We start from the raw sequence: 17,964 nt of genomic DNA, 5'->3' as shown, positions 1-17,964 counted from the left end.
CATTCATTATATTAATTCTTCACTGAAAATAGCTTTTATAAAAATAGCACTAAACATAGAATATGATATAACCACTAATCCAAAACCTCAAAAGTATTCCCTTTTAGAGGATCGCCACTTTCATATCCTTTCTTAAACCATTCCATCCGCTGTTTAGATGTCCCATGCGTAAACGCATCTGGAACGACATATCCTTGAGCTTGCTTTTGCAAACGATCGTCACCAATTGCATTTGCTGCATTAATCGCTTCCTCTATATCTCCCTCATCAAGAATATTTTTCATTTCATCAGCATTTTTCGCCCAAACTCCTGCATAATAATCAGCTTGTAATTCTAGCTTCACCGATAACTTATTGTACTCTTTTTTAGAAATTTTTCGAGCCTGACTATGAACTTTATCAGTTGTACCCAATAAATGCTGTACGTGATGCCCTACTTCATGAGCTATAACATATGCCATTGCAAAATCTCCTGGTGCACCAAATCGAGACTTTAATTCATCAAAAAAACTGAGATCTATATATATCGTTTCATCTAAAGAACAATAAAAAGGGCCGGTGGCAGAGTTGGCTTTTCCACAACCAGAAGTAGTGTTACTAGTAAACATAACAAGCTTAGGGTCTTTATAAACCATCCCGTGCTCTTTAAATAGTTTGGCCCAAACATCTTCAGTATCTGCCTGAACCACAGAAACAAAATTAGCCATTTGTTCTTCACGAGCTGAAGGCTTATAATTTTCATTCCCTCTACTTTTCAACTCAATCGAGTTCTCAACCCCTGTAACTAAACCCAGATAGTTTAGTGGATTTCCTCCTAGAATAAATGATAGCGCAAACGCTATAAGAATACCGACCAATGTAAATCCTCCTTTGCGTCTTCCTCCTCCTGATTCCCCACGTCTATCAATAGTATTTTTACTTTTCTTCCTACCTTGCCATTTCATCTTTCAAATAATTTATATCCTCTAAACAGGAAACATTAAGGTATATTTAAAGTTCATTGCTCGATTTATGGGGGTACTTCTTATTCGTTTATCGCCTCTTGAATCTTATTTTCCTTTAATTTTTTTGTCTAATAAGTCAATAAGTTTTAATTTAATATGTAGATTATAAAACTGAACGTACTGCTGCTATTTAAACTAAATGACTCATGAATACTGAAATTGAAATTACCACCAAGATTAGAAAAGCCGAAATTGAAGACTACCAAGAAATTTGGGAGATAATAGATGAAGTAATCCGAACAGGCGATACATATGTTTTTTCACCTTCTTCAGATAAACAAAAAATGCTCAGATACTGGTGCTCAAGTGATAAATTCACTTATGTACTCACTGTTGATGATAAAATTGTTGGTACTTTCATACTAAAAGAAAATCAGCCTGACCTTGGCTCTCATGTTTGTAATGCAGCATTTATGGTAGACCCTAAATTAGCTGGTCAAGGAATTGGTTATCAAATGGGAGCATTTGCTTTGGAAGAAGCAAAAAAACTTGGCTTTAAAGCTATGCAATTCAACATTGTTGTAAAGACCAACGAAGCTGCTGTAGCACTTTGGAAAAAATTAGGATTTGAGATAGTAGGTGAAGTACCTGAAGTCTTCAATCATGCAAAAGAAGGATATACAAGTGCATATATCATGTGGAGAAAACTTTAGTTTTCTCCTTTTTTATTCTCAAAAATAGCTTTCCGATATACTGAAGGAGCTACGTTCATCACCTTTTTAAACTGCCGATTGAAATTGGCAATATTCTGAAATCCCGACTCTTCTGCAATCAGAGCGACATTCTTCTCCGTTTTAAGTAACTCTTCACAAGCCTTCCCTATTCGATATTCATTTAAATACGTCAGAAATGAGTTTCGTGTGAGCTTTTTAAAATACCTACAAAAAGCAGGTTCAGTCATATTTACTAAAGCTGAAACATCTTCTAGTAAAATCTTATCAGAAAAATTATTAGCTACGAAAGAATAAATAGTATGAATTCTTTGCTGATCACTCTCATTCGTTATTTTCTCTTCTACAGGCAAGCCAATAAATTTGTAATCAGATATGTTCATCAACCTATTAAAAACATCTAGAAGTGTAAACAATCTGTTTTCATTTGACATATTATGAATGGCTAAAAGAGTTTTCTTAATCTCTTCAGAATCTTCTATGGAAAATGAAATCCCTCTTTTTGCTTTTTCACACAACTCACCAAATCTTTTCAATTCTGGTATATCAAATAGGTTTTTACCCAAAAAATCATCTTTAAATTGAAGTACAAGAATATCATGATGAGGGTAATCTGAATCTAATTGATAATAATGAGGAATATTTTTTCCAATCAGAACTAAATCTCCAGATTCAAATTCTTCCATGATTCCTGCTATAAATCGCTTTCCTTTTGCGTTGATTACATAAGTCAACTCAATTTCTTCATGATAATGAAAGATACCTTGTGGGCATGGTGTCGTAAACTTTCGAATACTAAATGATTGATTGGGATTACGTTCTATTTTCTCAATTACGGGCTTCACTCTACTACTTTTTTAATCCTATACAGCAAAAATAAATGCTTTAGGTTAAAAAAGTACAAGTATTGGTAAATCTTTCGTTGACTTATCGCTTTAAAGAACTGTGATATTTACAATTCAAAGAATAACACAAAATCTACTAATCACAATATGAAAATGAAATCAATTTATCTATCTGCAATTGCTGGCTTAATCAGTTTAGCAAGCTGCCAACTCCAAGGGCAAGATAAACCAAGCAATCAAAATCCTTATGAAGCTTCACCTTACGTGAAGTTGGAGCATCCTGAGTGGTCAAAAAATGCGACTATTTATGAAGCCAACATCAGACAATTTACAGAAGAAGGAACATTTAAGGCTTTTGAAGAGCACCTTCCTCGTCTGAAAAAAATGGGTATTGATATCATTTGGTTGATGCCTATTCACCCAATTGGAGAAAAAAACAGAAAAGGAGAACTTGGTAGTTACTATGCTGTAAAAGATTATTATGCCGTAAACCCAGAGTTCGGTACAATGGACGATTTGAAGTCTTTGGTGAAGAAAATCCATGATATGGATATGCACGTAATCATTGACTGGGTAGGAAATCACTCAGCATGGGACAACAAATTGACTGAAGAACATCCTGAATGGTACACAAGAGATCATAATGGAGAGTTCCGCCCTACACCTTGGTACGACTGGGATGATATTATTGATTTTGATTACGAACAAGAAGGCATTCGTGAATATATGACTGGTGCCCTTAAGTTTTGGGTAGAAGAAGCGGACATTGACGGTTATCGTTGTGATGTTGCTGGATTTATGCCAACAGACTTCTGGGATCAAGTAAGAAAAGAACTAGATGAAATCAAGCCCGTATTCATGCTTGCAGAATGGGAATCTAGAGATTTGCACCAACACGCATTTGACATGACATACTCTTGGAGTTTGTATGAAAAACTTCATGAAACTGCACTAGGTCATAAAACTGTAAATCAAGGTTTATACGAGTACTTTGCTCACCATGAAAATACATTCCCTGAAAATGCGTACAGAATGAACTTTGTGGACAACCACGACAAGAACTCATGGGAAGGAACAATGTTCTCACAATTCGGAAAAGCATTAGACGCTTCCATTGTTTTGACCTGTGTTGCTGACGGTATGCCTTTAGTTTATACAGGACAAGAAGCTGGAATGGATAAGCAGTTGAAATTCTTCGATAAAGACATCGTAGAATGGAAAGACAGCAAATATGCAGATCTTTACACTAAACTATTCGAATTAAAGCATAAAAATAAATCGCTTTGGAATGGTAAATACGGTGGGGAAATGATTGCTGTAGTGCATGATAAACCAAAATCAGTATTGGCATTCACTCGTGAAAAAGATGGTGACAAAGTTTTTGTAGCCTTCAACTTCTCTGATAAAGAACAAAAAGCTCAACTAAGTGGAAATAACCAGTACGGAGATTACACTGATTATTTCTCTGGAGAAAAAGTCTCTTTTAAAGGTGGCGAATCATTAACAATCCCTGCCTATGGATACAAAGTATTCGTAAAATAGAAATCTCTAACAAACAGATCATAAATAAAAGCCTTCCAAGCTATCCTTTAAAAGGATAGTTTAGGAAGGCTTTTTTACGTCCTATTCTCTAATCCAATAGTTTGTTATCTAGATTTTTCTATTTTATAACTAATTTTTTAGTTAAAACTATGAACTTAGTTTTAAAACTAAATATTTAGTTATACATTAGTAATATCAAATTTAGAAAGGATGAAAAAGTTAACGAAAGCAGAAGAACAAATCATGCAAGTCCTTTGGGATATTAAAAAAGGATTTGTGAAAGAGATTATTGAGCAATTACCAGATAAACCTGCTTATAATACGGTCTCTACTATTGTGAGAATACTTGAGCAAAAGGAATTTATTGGACATGAAAGCTTTGGTAGAAGTCATCAATACTTTCCACTCATTACAAAAGATGAGTATAGTAAATCACAGCTAAAATCTATGGTTTCTGATTATTTCAATGGATCATTTTCAAAGTTAGTCTCATTTTTTGCCAAAGAAGAAGATCTAAACTTGAATGAAATGGAAGACATCATGAAAGAACTTGATGAGCTAAAGAATAAGAAAAAATAAAAGACCTTAACCAATAAACATATGCTTTTATTTCTAATTAAATCCTCTCTTTATTGGGGGATAAGCTACCTTTTATACCTCACATATTTTAGTAAGAAATCTAGTTTTAAGTTCAATAGATACTTCTTATTAGCTAATCTAATATTAGGTTTACTAATTCCATTTCTTGAACTAGACTCAAACTATTGGAGTGGTCTTTTTTCTAATGAGGTGATAAAACAGGTTGAAACCACTCTCCTACTTCCAAGTGTCACTATTGGAGAGAACTTAGAAAATGGATTTCAAATTTGGACACTAGCACTTTATCTGTATGGTACGATTGCTACACTCCTAATCTCCCGATTTCTCTTTGGCATTTTTAAGTTGAAAAGTATCAGTTCTATTCCGAAAAAAACTTTTTCCCACTCGAACACAAAAGTTGTATTGGTAAAATCCGAATATGCCACATTTAGCTTTTGGGATACCGTTTATTGGAATAACCAGTATAAAATCGATTCAGAAGAAGGGACGTGTATTTTTGAACATGAATTAGCGCATATTCAGCAAAAACACTTTATCGACAACCTTATTTCCGAGCTATTCTGTATTGCTTTTTGGTTTAATCCGATGGTTTGGGTATTCAGAAAAGCTATTTCACAAAATCATGAGTTCCTTGCTGATCATGATGTTTTAAAGAAACAAGAGGAAATAACCCCTTATGCTAACCTTCTTGTCTCTCATATTTTTTTACCTCTAGATGTGCCGATCGGTCAATATTTTCATAAATCTTTAACTTTAAATCGAATTAAAATGATGAAGAACAATCAGAACTCATCATGGGCAATTAAAACAATGTCCATACTTTTTCTAACAAGTTTATCTCTATTTTTTGCTTGTGAAAACTTCCAAACAGAAGAAGAAAATGAATTACAGAAAAACATCGATAATACCGTTGTTAAGTCTGAAGCAGAATTTCAGTTAGATCCTGTTAAGGACAAAGAACTTGAAGATGTCATATTTGATATAGTGGAACAACCTGCTAGCTTTAAGGGAGGTTTAAAAGGTCTTCTTTCTTGGTTAACTCAAGAAATACAATATCCTGAACAAGCAAAAAATATGGGCGTTCAAGGTAAAGTGTATGTTGAATTTATCGTTGACAGAGAAGGGGATGTCACCAATGCCACTATCAAAAAAGGGATTGGTGCTGGTTGTGACCAAGAAGCTTTAAGAGTTATTCAAAACTCACCAAAGTGGTATCCTGCTAAACAACGAGGTTACACTGTAAATCAGCGTTTAGTTTTACCTATCAACTTCAAACTAGACGATTAATTATAACTTTTCTTTCTCAGACAATTCAGCTTTTCAGTACTCTATTTTCATAGGTGTACTGAAAAGCTTTTCGGGGCTAAAGCAAAACCCAATTTTTACTTGCTTTAGCCCGCTAGACAAACTTATTTTTTAGGCTTGACCCAATCTTCCAACTTATTGAACTATCTCTCCCAAAGATTCCTTTCACCAAGCCTCACATTTGTAGTGTAAGAAATTCAAACACTAAACAAATCTAAAAAATGAATAAGTCAGTATTTATCACAGGAGCAAATGGAGGAATGGGTATTGAAACTATTAAGAAATTAATAGATCAAAAGGTCAAACGTATTGTGATGGCTTGCCGTACTGATCAGAAAGCTGTCAATGCTCGATCTGAGGTTATTACTACTAGCAATACTTCTGATACTAAACTAGAAGCTTATGGAGGTTTTGACATGACAAACCCAACCGCGATAGAATTAGCTGTCAATTCATTACCATCTAATCAAGTCTTTGATATCGTTTTCCTTCAAGCTGGAGGAGTAATTTTCACCAAAGAGTTTCAATATATCCAGATCAGCGGATTAAAATTTGAAAAGACTATATTTCAAAATGTAATAGGACCATACATCACTCTTTTTCATTTATACCGAAGAGGATTAATTGCTCCAGATGCTCGAATCGTTTATGCGGGCGGTGAAGGTGCTCGTGGAATTCCGGGAATGATGGAAAAACCAGAATTTCAATCTACCAAAAAGCTTAGTGATTACATTTTAGGGAAAAATATACATCAAAAATACAACCCAATGTCTGCTATGGGTATTTCCAAATTGATGGGTGCTTTAATGGTTACAAAATTATCTAAAACTCTACCTCAAACTTCTGAAATATTATGGTTTTCTCCAGGTTTAACTTACGGCACAAATGGATTAGCTTCTAAACCAAAATTAGAAAGATGGTTTTTAGAAAAAGTCGGATTTGGTATGATGGCTTTATTGGGTATGGCTCAAAGTCCAGAACGTGCTGCCCAAAAATATGTAGATAGTCTTACAGCTAAAGTTGGTAAAAATGGTGATATCATAGGTGCACCTCAAGGAAAAGCATTGGGCAAACTAAGTGATCAAAAACCAATGAATTCTGCATTTACAGATCAAAATCTAATTGATGAGTTTTGGAAAATACTTTCTGAGAATTTTTCTCCAATTGATTTTAAGTCCGACATAAGGGTTTAATCCATAAAAAAATCCCAAACCGATGAATTCAGTTTGGGATTTTTTTTATCAAAAAACTTGATTAAACAGCTACGTCGTTATCACGAAGTGCATCGTTCAAAGAAGTCTTTTTATCTGTCGATTCTTTACGCTGACCAATGATCAATGCACATGGTACATTGTAATCACCTGCAGGGAATTTCTTAGTGTAAGAACCTGGAATTACTACTGAACGAGGAGGTACATAACCTTTGTAAATTACTGGCTCATCTCCTGTAACGTCGATGATTTTTGAGCTACCTGTGATCGTCACATTAGCACCAAGAACAGCCTCTTTACCTACATGTACACCTTCTACCAAGATACATCTTGAACCGATGAATGCTCCGTCTTCAATCACTACAGGCGCTGCTTGAACTGGCTCCAATACACCACCAACTCCTACTCCACCACTCAAGTGAACATCTTTACCAATTTGAGCACAACTACCTACTGTAGCCCAAGTGTCAACCATAGTACCTGAACCTACATAAGCACCAATGTTTACGTAAGAAGGCATCAAGATTGCACCTTTCTCAATGAAAGAACCATAACGAGCTACTGCATGAGGAACTACACGAACTCCTTTTTCAGCATAATCCTTTTTCAAGGCAATCTTGTCATGGAATTCGAATGGGCCTACTTCAATAGTTTCCATTTTTTGAAGTGGGAAGAAAAGAATTACAGCTTTCTTTACCCATTGGTTCACTTGTACAGTTCCATCCTCTAAAGGCTCTGCTACACGTAGCGTACCTTTGTCCAATTGATCTACAGTCTCGTTAATTGCAGCAATTGTTGCTTCGTCACTCAAAAGAGAACGATCGTCCCATGCTGCTTCAATTAGTTGTTGATTCATCTTCTGTTGCTTGTAATTTATTTTGTATGAGGGCACGAATATACGAGAAATACCATTTAAATTAAAAAATTTGATATCCGAGCTTGCCTTCAGTCTTTAAATCTCTTCATATTTGTAACAATGAAAAAATTCGCGTACAATTTGGGGATCAAGAGTTACGGACTCTTATTGAAAGCAGTAGCGCCTTTCAATGAAAAAGCCAAACTTTTTACAGAAGGGAGAAAGGATATTTGGGATAAAATAGAAACTTTTGTTGCTAAAAATGATGCACCAATCGCTTGGTTTCATAGCGCTTCCTTAGGGGAATTTGAACAAGGAAGACCCGTAATTGAAGCTTATAAAAAAGAATACCCAAATCATAAAATAGTCTTAACCTTCTTTTCTCCAAGCGGTTACGAAGTACGAAAAAACTACAAAGAAGCCGATCTCATCATTTATCTCCCGTTGGATACGGAACAAAATGCTAAGAGATTTATAACAACACTAAAGCCAACGATTGCTTACTTTATCAAATACGAATTTTGGCATCATTACCTCAGTGCCCTTAAGCGAAATAATATCCCTGTTATTTCTATTTCAGCAATTTTTAGAGAAGATCAACCATTCTTCAAAAAATACGGTGAATTTAACCGTGAAATATTAAGAAACTTTAGGCATATCTTTGTTCAAGATCAAAAGTCTTTAGACTTATTAAAATCGATTCAGATCAATAATTCTAGTATTGGATTTGATACTCGATTTGATAGAGTTCAAGAAATTTATGAGCAAAGAAAAGATTTACCAATTCCTCAAAAGTTTAGTGAAGGAAGTAAATGTTTAGTATTAGGAAGCAGTTGGAAAAGTGACTTAGATGTTATTTACACTACACTTACTGAACTAATTAAGAGCAAAAATTTAAAGCTTATCATTGCTCCTCATGAAATAGGTGAATCATCGATTCTGGAAACTGAAAAAGCATTTGAAGGTGCTAAAATCATTAGATTTTCTAATGCTACAACTGAAAATGTAGTTGATAAGGATATACTTATAATTGACAATATTGGAATGCTTTCATCACTCTACCAATATGGAGACTTTGCTTACATTGGTGGTGCTTTTGGAAGTGGGCTTCATAATACATTAGAAGCTGCAACTTATGGTATCCCAGTACTTTTCGGGAGTAAATACTCAAAATTTAAAGAAGCTCGTGATCTTGTCGAGTTAGAAGGTGCCTTCTCTTGCCAAGATGAGAAAGACTTTAAATCTAAATTCTATAAACTCTTAAATGATGATGAGCTTAGAGTAAAATGTGGAAATACTGCTAAGAAATATGTCGAAGAAAATACTGGTGGAACAGCATTAGCTATTCAGCTTACAAAAGAAATCTTGGGAGAATAACTCTCAAGATTTTTTTAAAATACCTCATTAACCCCTACATAAAATCCACTATCACCTTCTCTAGTTACACCTATATCAAACCTGATTAATGAAGGGTTATCCTTTTTAATCTGCCATCTCAACCCAATTCCGCCACTAAATCTAAATTCTTTAAAATAGTCTTCAACGTTCTCTGCTACTTCACCAAATGTAATAAAAGCAACTCCTTTAGTTCGAGGAAAAAACTGTTTACGATACTCAAATTGAGCTAGATATAAATTCTTATCCATATATCTACCCTTAAAATACCCTCGACCTCTTTCACCTCCACCATACCAAGCTAACATTTGAAAAGGTGGATTTCCGAATGTTAGTTCATTATATAATTGGGCTGCAAATACATCTTTTTCATTCAAATGGAAGTATTTACGTAAATCGATAGAATACTTATAAAAGTTAGTGCTCCCACCAAATGATTCAGAATAAAAATGTCCTTTAAACTGTAGAAATATTCCTCGAGTAGCAGCAATATCACTATCCCTTTTATCTACATTAAATACAAACCCAACACCTCTAACATCTGTTCCATTTGCGCCATTGATATCTTCTGTATCTAGAATACCCCCTTCTTTTACTTCAGTTATGTCAATATCTTGATACATAAACTCTAAGCCGAAATTCAGATATGGCGGAATACGTTTAAGCAAAGCAGCTCTTAACAACAAAGAAGTCTGATCGTAATCTTCTTCATTACTCTCTGGTGTATTTCCTCCAATTCCCCAAAAAAGGTTAGGATAAATTCGAAACTGAAAGTGACCATCTAAAAAGTACAATCCTTTCTGTAAAAATATTTTGGGCTGTGCTTCTACAATAAACTGATTTCTCAAGGTATACATCACCGCACAAAGCATTGTAGAAAACCTTGAATTGAAATCATTTTGTTTTTTCATAAAGAAAAACTGGCCTCCACCTCCTAGCGCTAAAGTTGTTTCTGGGGAATAAAAAACAATTGGCACACCAATCAACTGAACATTTTTCTGAATTGTTACCGTATCTGTGGTTGCGTAAGATGAATTTTGGTCTTCGTTTATGATCTTTTGATGTTCTTGTGCATGAGAATAAAAGGATACGAAAACTAAGATTAAAATAATTATACTCGCTCTCATACTTTTAATAGAAAAACTCATTGATAAAAATGATAAAGCCAAAATCAAATTCAATCCCTCCGATGTAGACATTGACAGGTGTAGTCGTATCAGTATTCAAGTCTGTAACATCACCCCCAGCCCACAAGGCATTAAACTCCATTCCAAAATCAAACGCAATTCCACGTCTTAGAATATGCGTATACCCAAGACCAGCTCTAAAGCCTCCACCATCCAAAGTTATTTCTTGACCTAAAGCTACCTGACCAGAATTAAAAGCATCATCTCGATCGGTAAGATTTGTATATAGTGCCGTTAACTCTACATAAAGAGCACCTGGTAAAGTTTTAGAAAAATAATAGCGAGAATATGGTCCTATCGAAATTTCTGAGCTACCCAATCCTCCATTAGCCGAATTCCCACTTCCCGAAATGATTATATTCCAACCCAATGCCCACCTTTCTTTAATAAAAATGGCTGAATTAGATTTTAGATCGAAAGTATTTGCATTTGCATTAAGATTGGAATTCTTTTCAATGAAGGTATTTGAGGTCATTGTTCCAGACAAACCCGAAATCCACATTCCTTTACGGAATGGAGTATATGTAGAATCCAATTCAGATTGACTGAATACCTCAAACGGTACTAAAAGAAGTAAAGTAATTAATATGGGTTTTAGGATAGAGTTCATAAAAGCGTTCCATTTTAGGGAATGGCTGTACTTCAATTTACTCTTTTCATTTTGACCAAATTATAATCCTAACAAGATTCACCTTATATGTAAAAAATCTCTATTGAGAAGATAAAAGTAAAGAAGAGAATTACGAAAAAATAAAACCCGATAGTCAAAACTATCGGGTTTCAAATCTTATCAGAATCTATCTTCCATTTAGTAAGCCCACTTCAAGTACATCGCACCCCAAGTAAAACCACCTCCGAAAGCTGACAAAATAATATTATCTCCTTTCTTAAATTTATCTTCATAATCAGCTAAACACAACGGAATTGTCGCACCTGTTGTATTACCATATTTATGGATATTTACAGCTACTTTTTCCATCCCTACTTCCATGCGTTTTGCTGTTGCTTGGATGATTCTCATATTAGCTTGATGAGGTACAAGGTAGTCAACTTGTTCTCCAATCAATTCATTACGCTTCATCACCTCTACCGATACATCAGCCATACTTGTTACAGCATGCTTGAATACCGTTTTTCCATCCTGGAAGAAAAACTGACGTCTGTCTCCAATATTTTCAGGAGTCAGTGGATGAGCAGATCCTCCTTGATACGTATGTAAGAAATCTTTTCCAATACCGTCAGATTTCATTACAGCATCCAAAATACCAAAACCTTCTTCATGATTTGGCTCAACTAGAGCCGCTCCAGCGCCATCGCCAAAAAGGATACATGAATTTCTATCAGTGTAGTCAATTACAGAAGACATTTTATCTGCTCCTACTACAATGATTTTCTTATAAATACCTGATTTAATAAAGTTTGAAGCTATTTCAAGTGCATAAACAAAACCCGAACAGGCTGCTTGAACATCAAAACTCATGATTGGTTTTGTTCCCAAATTATGTGCTATAATATTAGCTGTAGAAACAAACCCCATGTCAGGAGTTGCAGTTGCACAGATAATTAAATCAACCTCTTGCGCTGAAATGCCTCTTTTTTCCAATAAAATCTCACAAGCTTTGGTCGCTAAGTAAGAAGTTCCCTTCCCTTCTTCTTTTAAGATTCTGCGCTCTTGAATACCAGTTCGAGATAAGATCCATTCATCATTGGTATCTACCATTTTTTCTAGATCTTGATTGGTCAGTCGGTCTTCTGGTACCCACCCTGCTACAGCAGTTATGGCAGCATTAAAATTGTTCATTCTTAAAATGGATTACACGTGGTCAAATACTTATTCCTAAAGGAAAAGTATTTAAGTAAAGATGAAACAAATACTATCGTAATAAGACTGATGAAAAGACTTAGCCTTTTCATTATAAATCAGTTACAATCTAAAAGCACCTTGGTCTTTATGCTTTTAGAATATGATATCAAATACTTTAGTAATTAACTTGGTATAACACAATTTTAATATGCAATACTTCATAGACTATTACAATAATTATTTGTGATTTTTTAGTTATGATTACCTAACACTAAAACAAATAATCTTGTATTGAATTGCAATATAAATTGAAATCAACCTTAAAAGTAATATTTTTTTTCTTTTAGAGCCAATCATTTTTTTATTGAAAATTGTATTAAAAACATTTATTCCATTTATTTTTAGGCTGTATAAACAGATAATATCACTTTCTTAGGAACCACAAACATTAAAGAATTGGCTGAAAAAAGTAGTATTTTTGATATGATTGGTCCTGTAATGATTGGACCTTCTAGTTCTCATACAGCAGGTGTTGTTCGTATTGGGAGAATGGGAAGAAAAGTTTTGGGAAGCCAACCAACCAAAGCTCACATCACTTTTTATAACTCTTTTGCTAGAACCTATGAAGGACACGGTAGTGACAAAGCTATTCTAGCGGGCCTACTAGGGATGCAAACAGACGATAAACGAATTAAAACTTCAAAAGAAATTTGTGAAGAACAAGGGCTCGAATATGAGTTTAAACCTGTAGGCAATGCCTCTGCTCACCACCCAAACACTATTAAGTTAGTACTTACAAATAGTCAAGGAAATACGGTTGAAGTACTTGGAATTAGTCGTGGTGGTGGAATTATTGCGATTAAAGAAATTAACGGGTTTGAATGTAACTTCTCAGCAACAAACGATACGCTTATTGTTCAGGCAAAAGATAAAAAAGGAGCTATTTCATTTATCGCGAATATAATTGCAAATGACGATTGCAATATTGGAGCAATGACCGTTTCTCGTGAGGGTAAAAATAAAATGGCTTGTCAATTTATTGAAATGGACTCTCCGATTAAAGAAATGAGCATCAATTACCTTAACAGCTTAGATTGGGTGAACGAAGTCATCTACCTTTCAGCTGTAGATAAAGATTAAAACCAAAATAGATGAGTTGTTCTTTTACAACTCATCTATTCAATTTTTTAAGTATTTATATTTAGAATTAATGATTTGATTTTCAATGTAAAGAAAAGAACATAACTTTTTATAGTATGTATAAAAAGGCATTATGTTAAAAAGTATCGAAATCCAAAATCAGCAAAAGAGTTTTTCAAGAGGTGAACAATATCTTGGTGCATTTATTTTTTTACTTTGTCTGATTAGTAACCTAAGTGTCATCCTTCAACCCAATTTTGAGAAATTCTATTTTCTCAACTTCCTATCAATTGTCTTATTGATACCTGCATGGATTCTTCTTAAAAGTGAAGAAAAGTTACGACTTTCACTTACCTTAATCGCTTACTTTAACTTTGTCATTTTTAGTATTTCAATTCAGAATATTTTTGCCTCTTTATTCTTATACTTCATTATACAAACATCTTTACTTCTTCAAAAGGAAAAGAAAAACCAAGTACTCTTTTTATTCATCTCATTTATTTATTGGACCATTCAGTTTGCCTACATCAGCCCAAACCTTTTAAATGAGTTGTATAATATTCAAGTCTGGGATTTAGATGGAGGCCTATTATATCTTATCATTTTTCTGATTTACACTCACCTAGGTTTATGCTTTACTTTTAAATACTCGAACATACAATTTGAGAAAAAGCAAATCGATACTTCAATAGATAACTCAACACCTCTGAAAACAACTACTAATTCTAATCTTGACAAAGGGAATAAGAATCAGAACCTTTTCGAGTTAAATGAAGGCGTAAACAGATTATATGACATCCTAATCAATACAATCGATAAAGCAGAAATATATGATTACGTGACCAAAGAAATAGGTGAGTTTATTTCTGCACACAGAGTAGCGATTTACCTCGTTGAGAATTTTGAATCTAAGCAATTCAAATTAATGTCTGTTTTCGGAGAAAGTATAGACAATTATAATTTGGAAGAAGTAAACGGATTAATAAATGAAATCGGGAAGCTAAGAAAACCAACTCTTATTCAAAATATACCAGAGAACTACAACAGTATTTATTCTAGTCTTGGAGAAAGTAAACCTAATCATATCTGGGTTATACCACTCGTATTAAAAAATAAGACTATTGGTATATTAGAAGTTTCATCACTCTCAGCTCCTCAAAAAGAAAATGAACTTTACCTCAAAAAAGTATCAAAAAATTTAACTACTGCACTCACTTCACTACTCTCATTTAAAAAGAGTCAGCAATTGTTCGAAGAAACCAAAAGATTAAAAGATCAAGTTGAATCTAAAGAAAATGCCATCCTTAAACATATGAGTGCCTTAGACACAGCAAATTCTAAAGTAGACTTTTTAAAACAAGAGATTGATGAAACACTTAACAGCGAATTAAATTTCTTTGATACACTGGATGTTCCAATCATTGCTCTTATGGAGGACAGTACCATTAGTAGAATAAATAATAGAGCTCAAGAGCTTCTTAAAATTCAAGATGAAAAACACGAACAACTAGACACTATATTAGAAGTTAGTTTTGAAGAATTGAGTGATTTGGATCAACTTAATATAAATGTAAAAGGCCAAGAATTACTTCTGAGCACGAGACTCCAACAGATAAATTCAATTACTCCAAGAGCTCAGTATTTTCTTTACCTACAAAATGAGAGCAAAACAAAAGAGTTTAAAAATAACATAGAGTTGCTTGAAGAAATAATAAAGAACAAAGACTTACAAATTGAAAGACAAAAACAGACATTATTAAATCAAATGGAAACTACTTTGTTTTTAAAAGAGAAAGTAGATAAACTAGAGCTTTCAAACTAGCTATTTTCATAATTAGACTTTTTTTAATGAATGCTCATATTTCTATCATCGGTGGAGGTCTTTCAGGCTTATGCTGTGCTATCCATTTAAAATTATTGGGTCATGATGTCCAAGTATTTGAGAAATCATCCTACCCAAGACATAAAGTATGTGGTGAATATCTTTCATTGGAAGTATTGCCTTATCTTAATCAACTAGGTTTAGAACTGACAAACTATGAACTTCCAATCATCGATAGGCTACAAGTAAGCGGTATAAATGGTATAAAACTAAAATCTAAATTACCCTTAGGTGCCATTGGAATTAGCCGATATTTACTAGAAGAATTACTATATCGAAGGGCGTTAGAACTTCATATACCAATTCTTACAAATTGTAAGATTGATAACATCAAAAAAGTTGATAATCAATTTGAGCTAACACACAAGACTCAAACTTTTAAGACTAATATCTCTATTATTGCAGCAGGAAGAAAGTCTATTTTTGACCGTCTTTTAAATAGAAAAGCCTTTGAAATTAAGTCTCCTTTCGTTGGCATCAAATATCACCTTTCCTCAAACTTAGAGATTCCTAGCAACCTCATTTCACTACACAATTTTAGAGGTGGCTATGCTGGTATTTCTCAAATAGAAGACGGTAAGTTTAACTTTTGCTATTTGGTACATCAAAACAAGTTAAAAGCTTCAAATTCTATTCGTGAATTAGAGGAAGTAGTATTAAAAGAAAACCCAGAACTGAAATCAATTTTAGATAATAGTACTTCACTTTTCAAAACTCCACTTACAGTTCAAAATGTGAGCTTTTCTGCCAAATCTAGTGTTGAAAATGGAATCTATTTTTTGGGTGATTCAGCGGGGAGTATAGCCCCTCTTTGTGGTAATGGAATGGCCATGGCAATTCATTCGGCTAAATTACTTGCTGATGCTCTACATAAAAAAGATCTTTACACTGAGAACTCATATCAAGAAAAATGGAGAAAGTCCTTTAAAACAAGACTAAAAATAGGGCAACATTTCCAAAAGCTATTAGGACAAAATACCGTAACGAATCTGAGCCTAAGAGCTATTAAAATATTGCCCCAAAGAGTATTTGAAAATATAATTAGTCTAACACATGGAAATGAATTCCGTTCTGAATTTCTAGATATTCAACAACATACGAGCTACGAAAAAGTAGACAGCAATACCTATTAAGTCATTTGTTGTAGTGATAAATGGCCCTGAAGCTAATGCAGGGTTTATATCAAATTTATCTAATACTAATGGAGTGATTGATCCCATTAAAGATGCAATCATTACTACAGTAAATAAGGCGATAGATACGACTAATGATAGTTTTAGTTCTCCAAAAAATACAAACACAAATAAGAAAACTAAACCACCAATCAATAAACCATTAATAAAAGCAACACTTGTTACTTTCATAAAACGCTCCCAGTTCGAATCTTGAATATTTGAATTAGCCAAGGCTTGTACCACCAAAGTTGAAGATTGAATCCCTACGTTTCCTCCTGTTGCTGCAATCAAAGGAATAAAAACAGCCAATATTGGAATAACAGCTAAAGAATCTTCAAATAAGCCCATGAATTGAGCATTGATCAATCCTCCAAGTACCCCAACAAGCAGCCACGGCAATCGTCCTTTTACAATAGTTGCTATATCATCACTTTCTTCAATGTTATCAGAGATACCCGACATCATTTGCTGATCAATTTCAGCTTGCTCTGTAATTACATCGACAATATCATCAATTGTAATTCTTCCAAGTAGCTTACCTTGAATATTGATAACAGGAATGACCTCCAAGTCATATTTCTGCATGAGTTCTGCCACCTCTTCTTCGTCTTGATAGGTATGAACCATTGCAATTTCAGGTACATAAATATCTCTTATAAGCGTATCATCTTCAGCTAAGATCATTTCTTTAAGGGAAACTCTACCTAATAGCACATCGTAATCATCGACAACATAAAGAGTGTGGATTTTTTCAACTTTTTTGGCTTGACGTCGAATTTCTTCAATACTTCTCTGTACCGTCCAATTCACATTTGCCTTAACAAGTTCTTTTGCCATCAAACCACCCGCACAATCATCATCATAGTTCAAGAGTTCCAAAATATAATTGGCTCTTTCTCGGTTGTCCATTGATGAAAGTACCTCCTCACGTTCTTTAACTGACAACTCATTTAGCATATCGGCAGCATCATCTGAATCCATATGATCCATGAAGCTTGCTAACTCCTCCCCAGTGAAGTTTTTAAGAAATTCATTACGAAGATCTTCTTCTATTTCACTTAGTACATCTGCCGCTCTTTCTGCTGTCAATAAATCAATGATGTATTTACTTTCAGCGGTATTGAGTTGGTATAGAATCTGGGCTATATCCGCAGAGTGCAACGACTCCATCTCAGATACTAGGTAAGCATTCTCTTGCTCCTCTATCGCACGAGAAAATTGCTGGATATATTTCTTATTGTGTTCAAATACCATAACTATACTATTAGTCTACCCTACTATTCGTTTTAGCTTTTACTCAGCGTTCACATCTCTTCTAAAAATCAAAAAAAAACCTGACTAAAAAGT

General features: G+C 34.1%; 16 protein-coding genes. 9 read left to right on the top strand and 7 right to left on the bottom strand.

The features are described 5' to 3' along the window. Positions 1 to 74 precede the first annotated feature (74 nt). Positions 75 to 944 carry a KPN_02809 family neutral zinc metallopeptidase gene (gene ypfJ / locus BC781_RS18570; RefSeq protein ID WP_109620612.1) on the bottom strand — a complete coding sequence of 290 codons (870 nt, stop codon included), beginning with the start codon at positions 942 to 944 and terminating at the stop codon, positions 75 to 77. 206 nt (positions 945 to 1,150) lie between these two features. Here ypfJ and BC781_RS18565 point away from each other — a divergent pair, with 206 nt between their 5' ends. Beyond that, positions 1,151 to 1,657 (top strand): GNAT family N-acetyltransferase, encoded by a 507-nt coding sequence (locus BC781_RS18565; RefSeq protein WP_109620610.1) that lies wholly within the window; start codon positions 1,151 to 1,153, stop codon positions 1,655 to 1,657. Here BC781_RS18565 and BC781_RS18560 read toward each other — a convergent pair. Continuing rightward, a complete protein-coding gene (locus tag BC781_RS18560; protein ID WP_109620608.1) occupies positions 1,654 to 2,520 on the bottom strand; it encodes an AraC family transcriptional regulator in 867 nt (288 codons plus the stop codon). The genes BC781_RS18565 and BC781_RS18560 overlap by 4 nt on opposite strands. Before the next feature lie 153 nt (positions 2,521 to 2,673). Here BC781_RS18560 and BC781_RS18555 point away from each other — a divergent pair, with 153 nt between their 5' ends. The 4 genes from BC781_RS18555 to BC781_RS18540 all read left to right on the top strand — a co-directional run bounded on the left by BC781_RS18555 (position 2,674) and on the right by BC781_RS18540 (position 7,160). Next, positions 2,674 to 4,062 (top strand): alpha-amylase family glycosyl hydrolase, encoded by a 1,389-nt coding sequence (locus BC781_RS18555; RefSeq protein WP_109620826.1) that lies wholly within the window; start codon positions 2,674 to 2,676, stop codon positions 4,060 to 4,062. Positions 4,063 to 4,272: 210 nt separating this feature from the next. Beyond that, positions 4,273 to 4,641 (top strand): BlaI/MecI/CopY family transcriptional regulator, encoded by a 369-nt coding sequence (locus tag BC781_RS18550; protein ID WP_109620606.1) that lies wholly within the window; start codon positions 4,273 to 4,275, stop codon positions 4,639 to 4,641. A 21-nt stretch (positions 4,642 to 4,662) separates the two neighbouring features. Continuing rightward, a complete protein-coding gene (locus BC781_RS18545) occupies positions 4,663 to 5,949 on the top strand; it encodes a M56 family metallopeptidase (RefSeq protein WP_109620604.1) in 1,287 nt (428 codons plus the stop codon). A 239-nt stretch (positions 5,950 to 6,188) separates the two neighbouring features. Beyond that, positions 6,189 to 7,160 carry a Rossmann-fold NAD(P)-binding domain-containing protein gene (locus BC781_RS18540; protein ID WP_109620602.1) on the top strand — a complete coding sequence of 324 codons (972 nt, stop codon included), beginning with the start codon at positions 6,189 to 6,191 and terminating at the stop codon, positions 7,158 to 7,160. 61 nt (positions 7,161 to 7,221) lie between these two features. Here BC781_RS18540 and BC781_RS18535 read toward each other — a convergent pair whose 3' ends face one another. Then, positions 7,222 to 8,034, bottom strand: coding sequence for a 2,3,4,5-tetrahydropyridine-2,6-dicarboxylate N-succinyltransferase (locus BC781_RS18535; RefSeq protein WP_109620600.1), 813 nt, complete (start codon positions 8,032 to 8,034; stop codon positions 7,222 to 7,224). A 120-nt stretch (positions 8,035 to 8,154) separates the two neighbouring features. Between BC781_RS18535 and BC781_RS18530 the strand changes: the two genes are divergently transcribed. Continuing rightward, positions 8,155 to 9,411, top strand: coding sequence for a 3-deoxy-D-manno-octulosonic acid transferase (locus tag BC781_RS18530; RefSeq protein ID WP_109620598.1), 1,257 nt, complete (start codon positions 8,155 to 8,157; stop codon positions 9,409 to 9,411). 14 nt (positions 9,412 to 9,425) lie between these two features. Here BC781_RS18530 and BC781_RS18525 read toward each other — a convergent pair whose 3' ends face one another. The 3 genes from BC781_RS18525 to BC781_RS18515 form a co-directional block, all read right to left on the bottom strand. Next, positions 9,426 to 10,556 carry a BamA/TamA family outer membrane protein gene (locus BC781_RS18525; protein ID WP_158281522.1) on the bottom strand — a complete coding sequence of 377 codons (1,131 nt, stop codon included), beginning with the start codon at positions 10,554 to 10,556 and terminating at the stop codon, positions 9,426 to 9,428. A gap of 4 nt (positions 10,557 to 10,560) precedes the next feature. Beyond that, entirely contained in the window at positions 10,561 to 11,226 is a 666-nt protein-coding gene (locus BC781_RS18520) for a hypothetical protein (protein ID WP_109620594.1), read from the bottom strand. Between the two features lie 198 nt (positions 11,227 to 11,424). Next, positions 11,425 to 12,417 (bottom strand): beta-ketoacyl-ACP synthase III, encoded by a 993-nt coding sequence (locus tag BC781_RS18515; protein WP_109620592.1) that lies wholly within the window; start codon positions 12,415 to 12,417, stop codon positions 11,425 to 11,427. A 459-nt stretch (positions 12,418 to 12,876) separates the two neighbouring features. Between BC781_RS18515 and sdaAB the strand changes: the two genes are divergently transcribed. From sdaAB to BC781_RS18500, 3 genes are all read left to right on the top strand, one after another. Next, positions 12,877 to 13,560, top strand: a complete 684-nt coding sequence (gene sdaAB, locus BC781_RS18510) for an L-serine ammonia-lyase, iron-sulfur-dependent subunit beta (RefSeq protein WP_109620590.1) — start codon at positions 12,877 to 12,879, stop codon at positions 13,558 to 13,560. A gap of 133 nt (positions 13,561 to 13,693) precedes the next feature. Next, complete coding sequence (locus tag BC781_RS18505; protein WP_109620588.1) at positions 13,694 to 15,382, top strand: GAF domain-containing protein; 1,689 nt, start codon at positions 13,694 to 13,696, stop codon at positions 15,380 to 15,382. A 26-nt stretch (positions 15,383 to 15,408) separates the two neighbouring features. Continuing rightward, entirely contained in the window at positions 15,409 to 16,575 is a 1,167-nt protein-coding gene (locus BC781_RS18500) for an NAD(P)/FAD-dependent oxidoreductase (RefSeq protein ID WP_109620586.1), read from the top strand. Here BC781_RS18500 and mgtE read toward each other — a convergent pair. Then, positions 16,522 to 17,871 carry a magnesium transporter gene (mgtE, locus tag BC781_RS18495; RefSeq protein ID WP_109620584.1) on the bottom strand — a complete coding sequence of 450 codons (1,350 nt, stop codon included), beginning with the start codon at positions 17,869 to 17,871 and terminating at the stop codon, positions 16,522 to 16,524. The two genes, BC781_RS18500 and mgtE, sit on opposite strands and share 54 nt — an antisense overlap. Positions 17,872 to 17,964 lie beyond the last annotated feature (93 nt).

The organism is Sediminitomix flava (assembly GCF_003149185.1).
In the GTDB taxonomy this organism is placed as follows: Bacteria; Bacteroidota; Bacteroidia; order Cytophagales; family Flammeovirgaceae; genus Sediminitomix; species Sediminitomix flava.
Note: the sequence above shows the minus strand (reverse complement) of the source record. Positions and strands in the feature narration are given on the sequence as shown.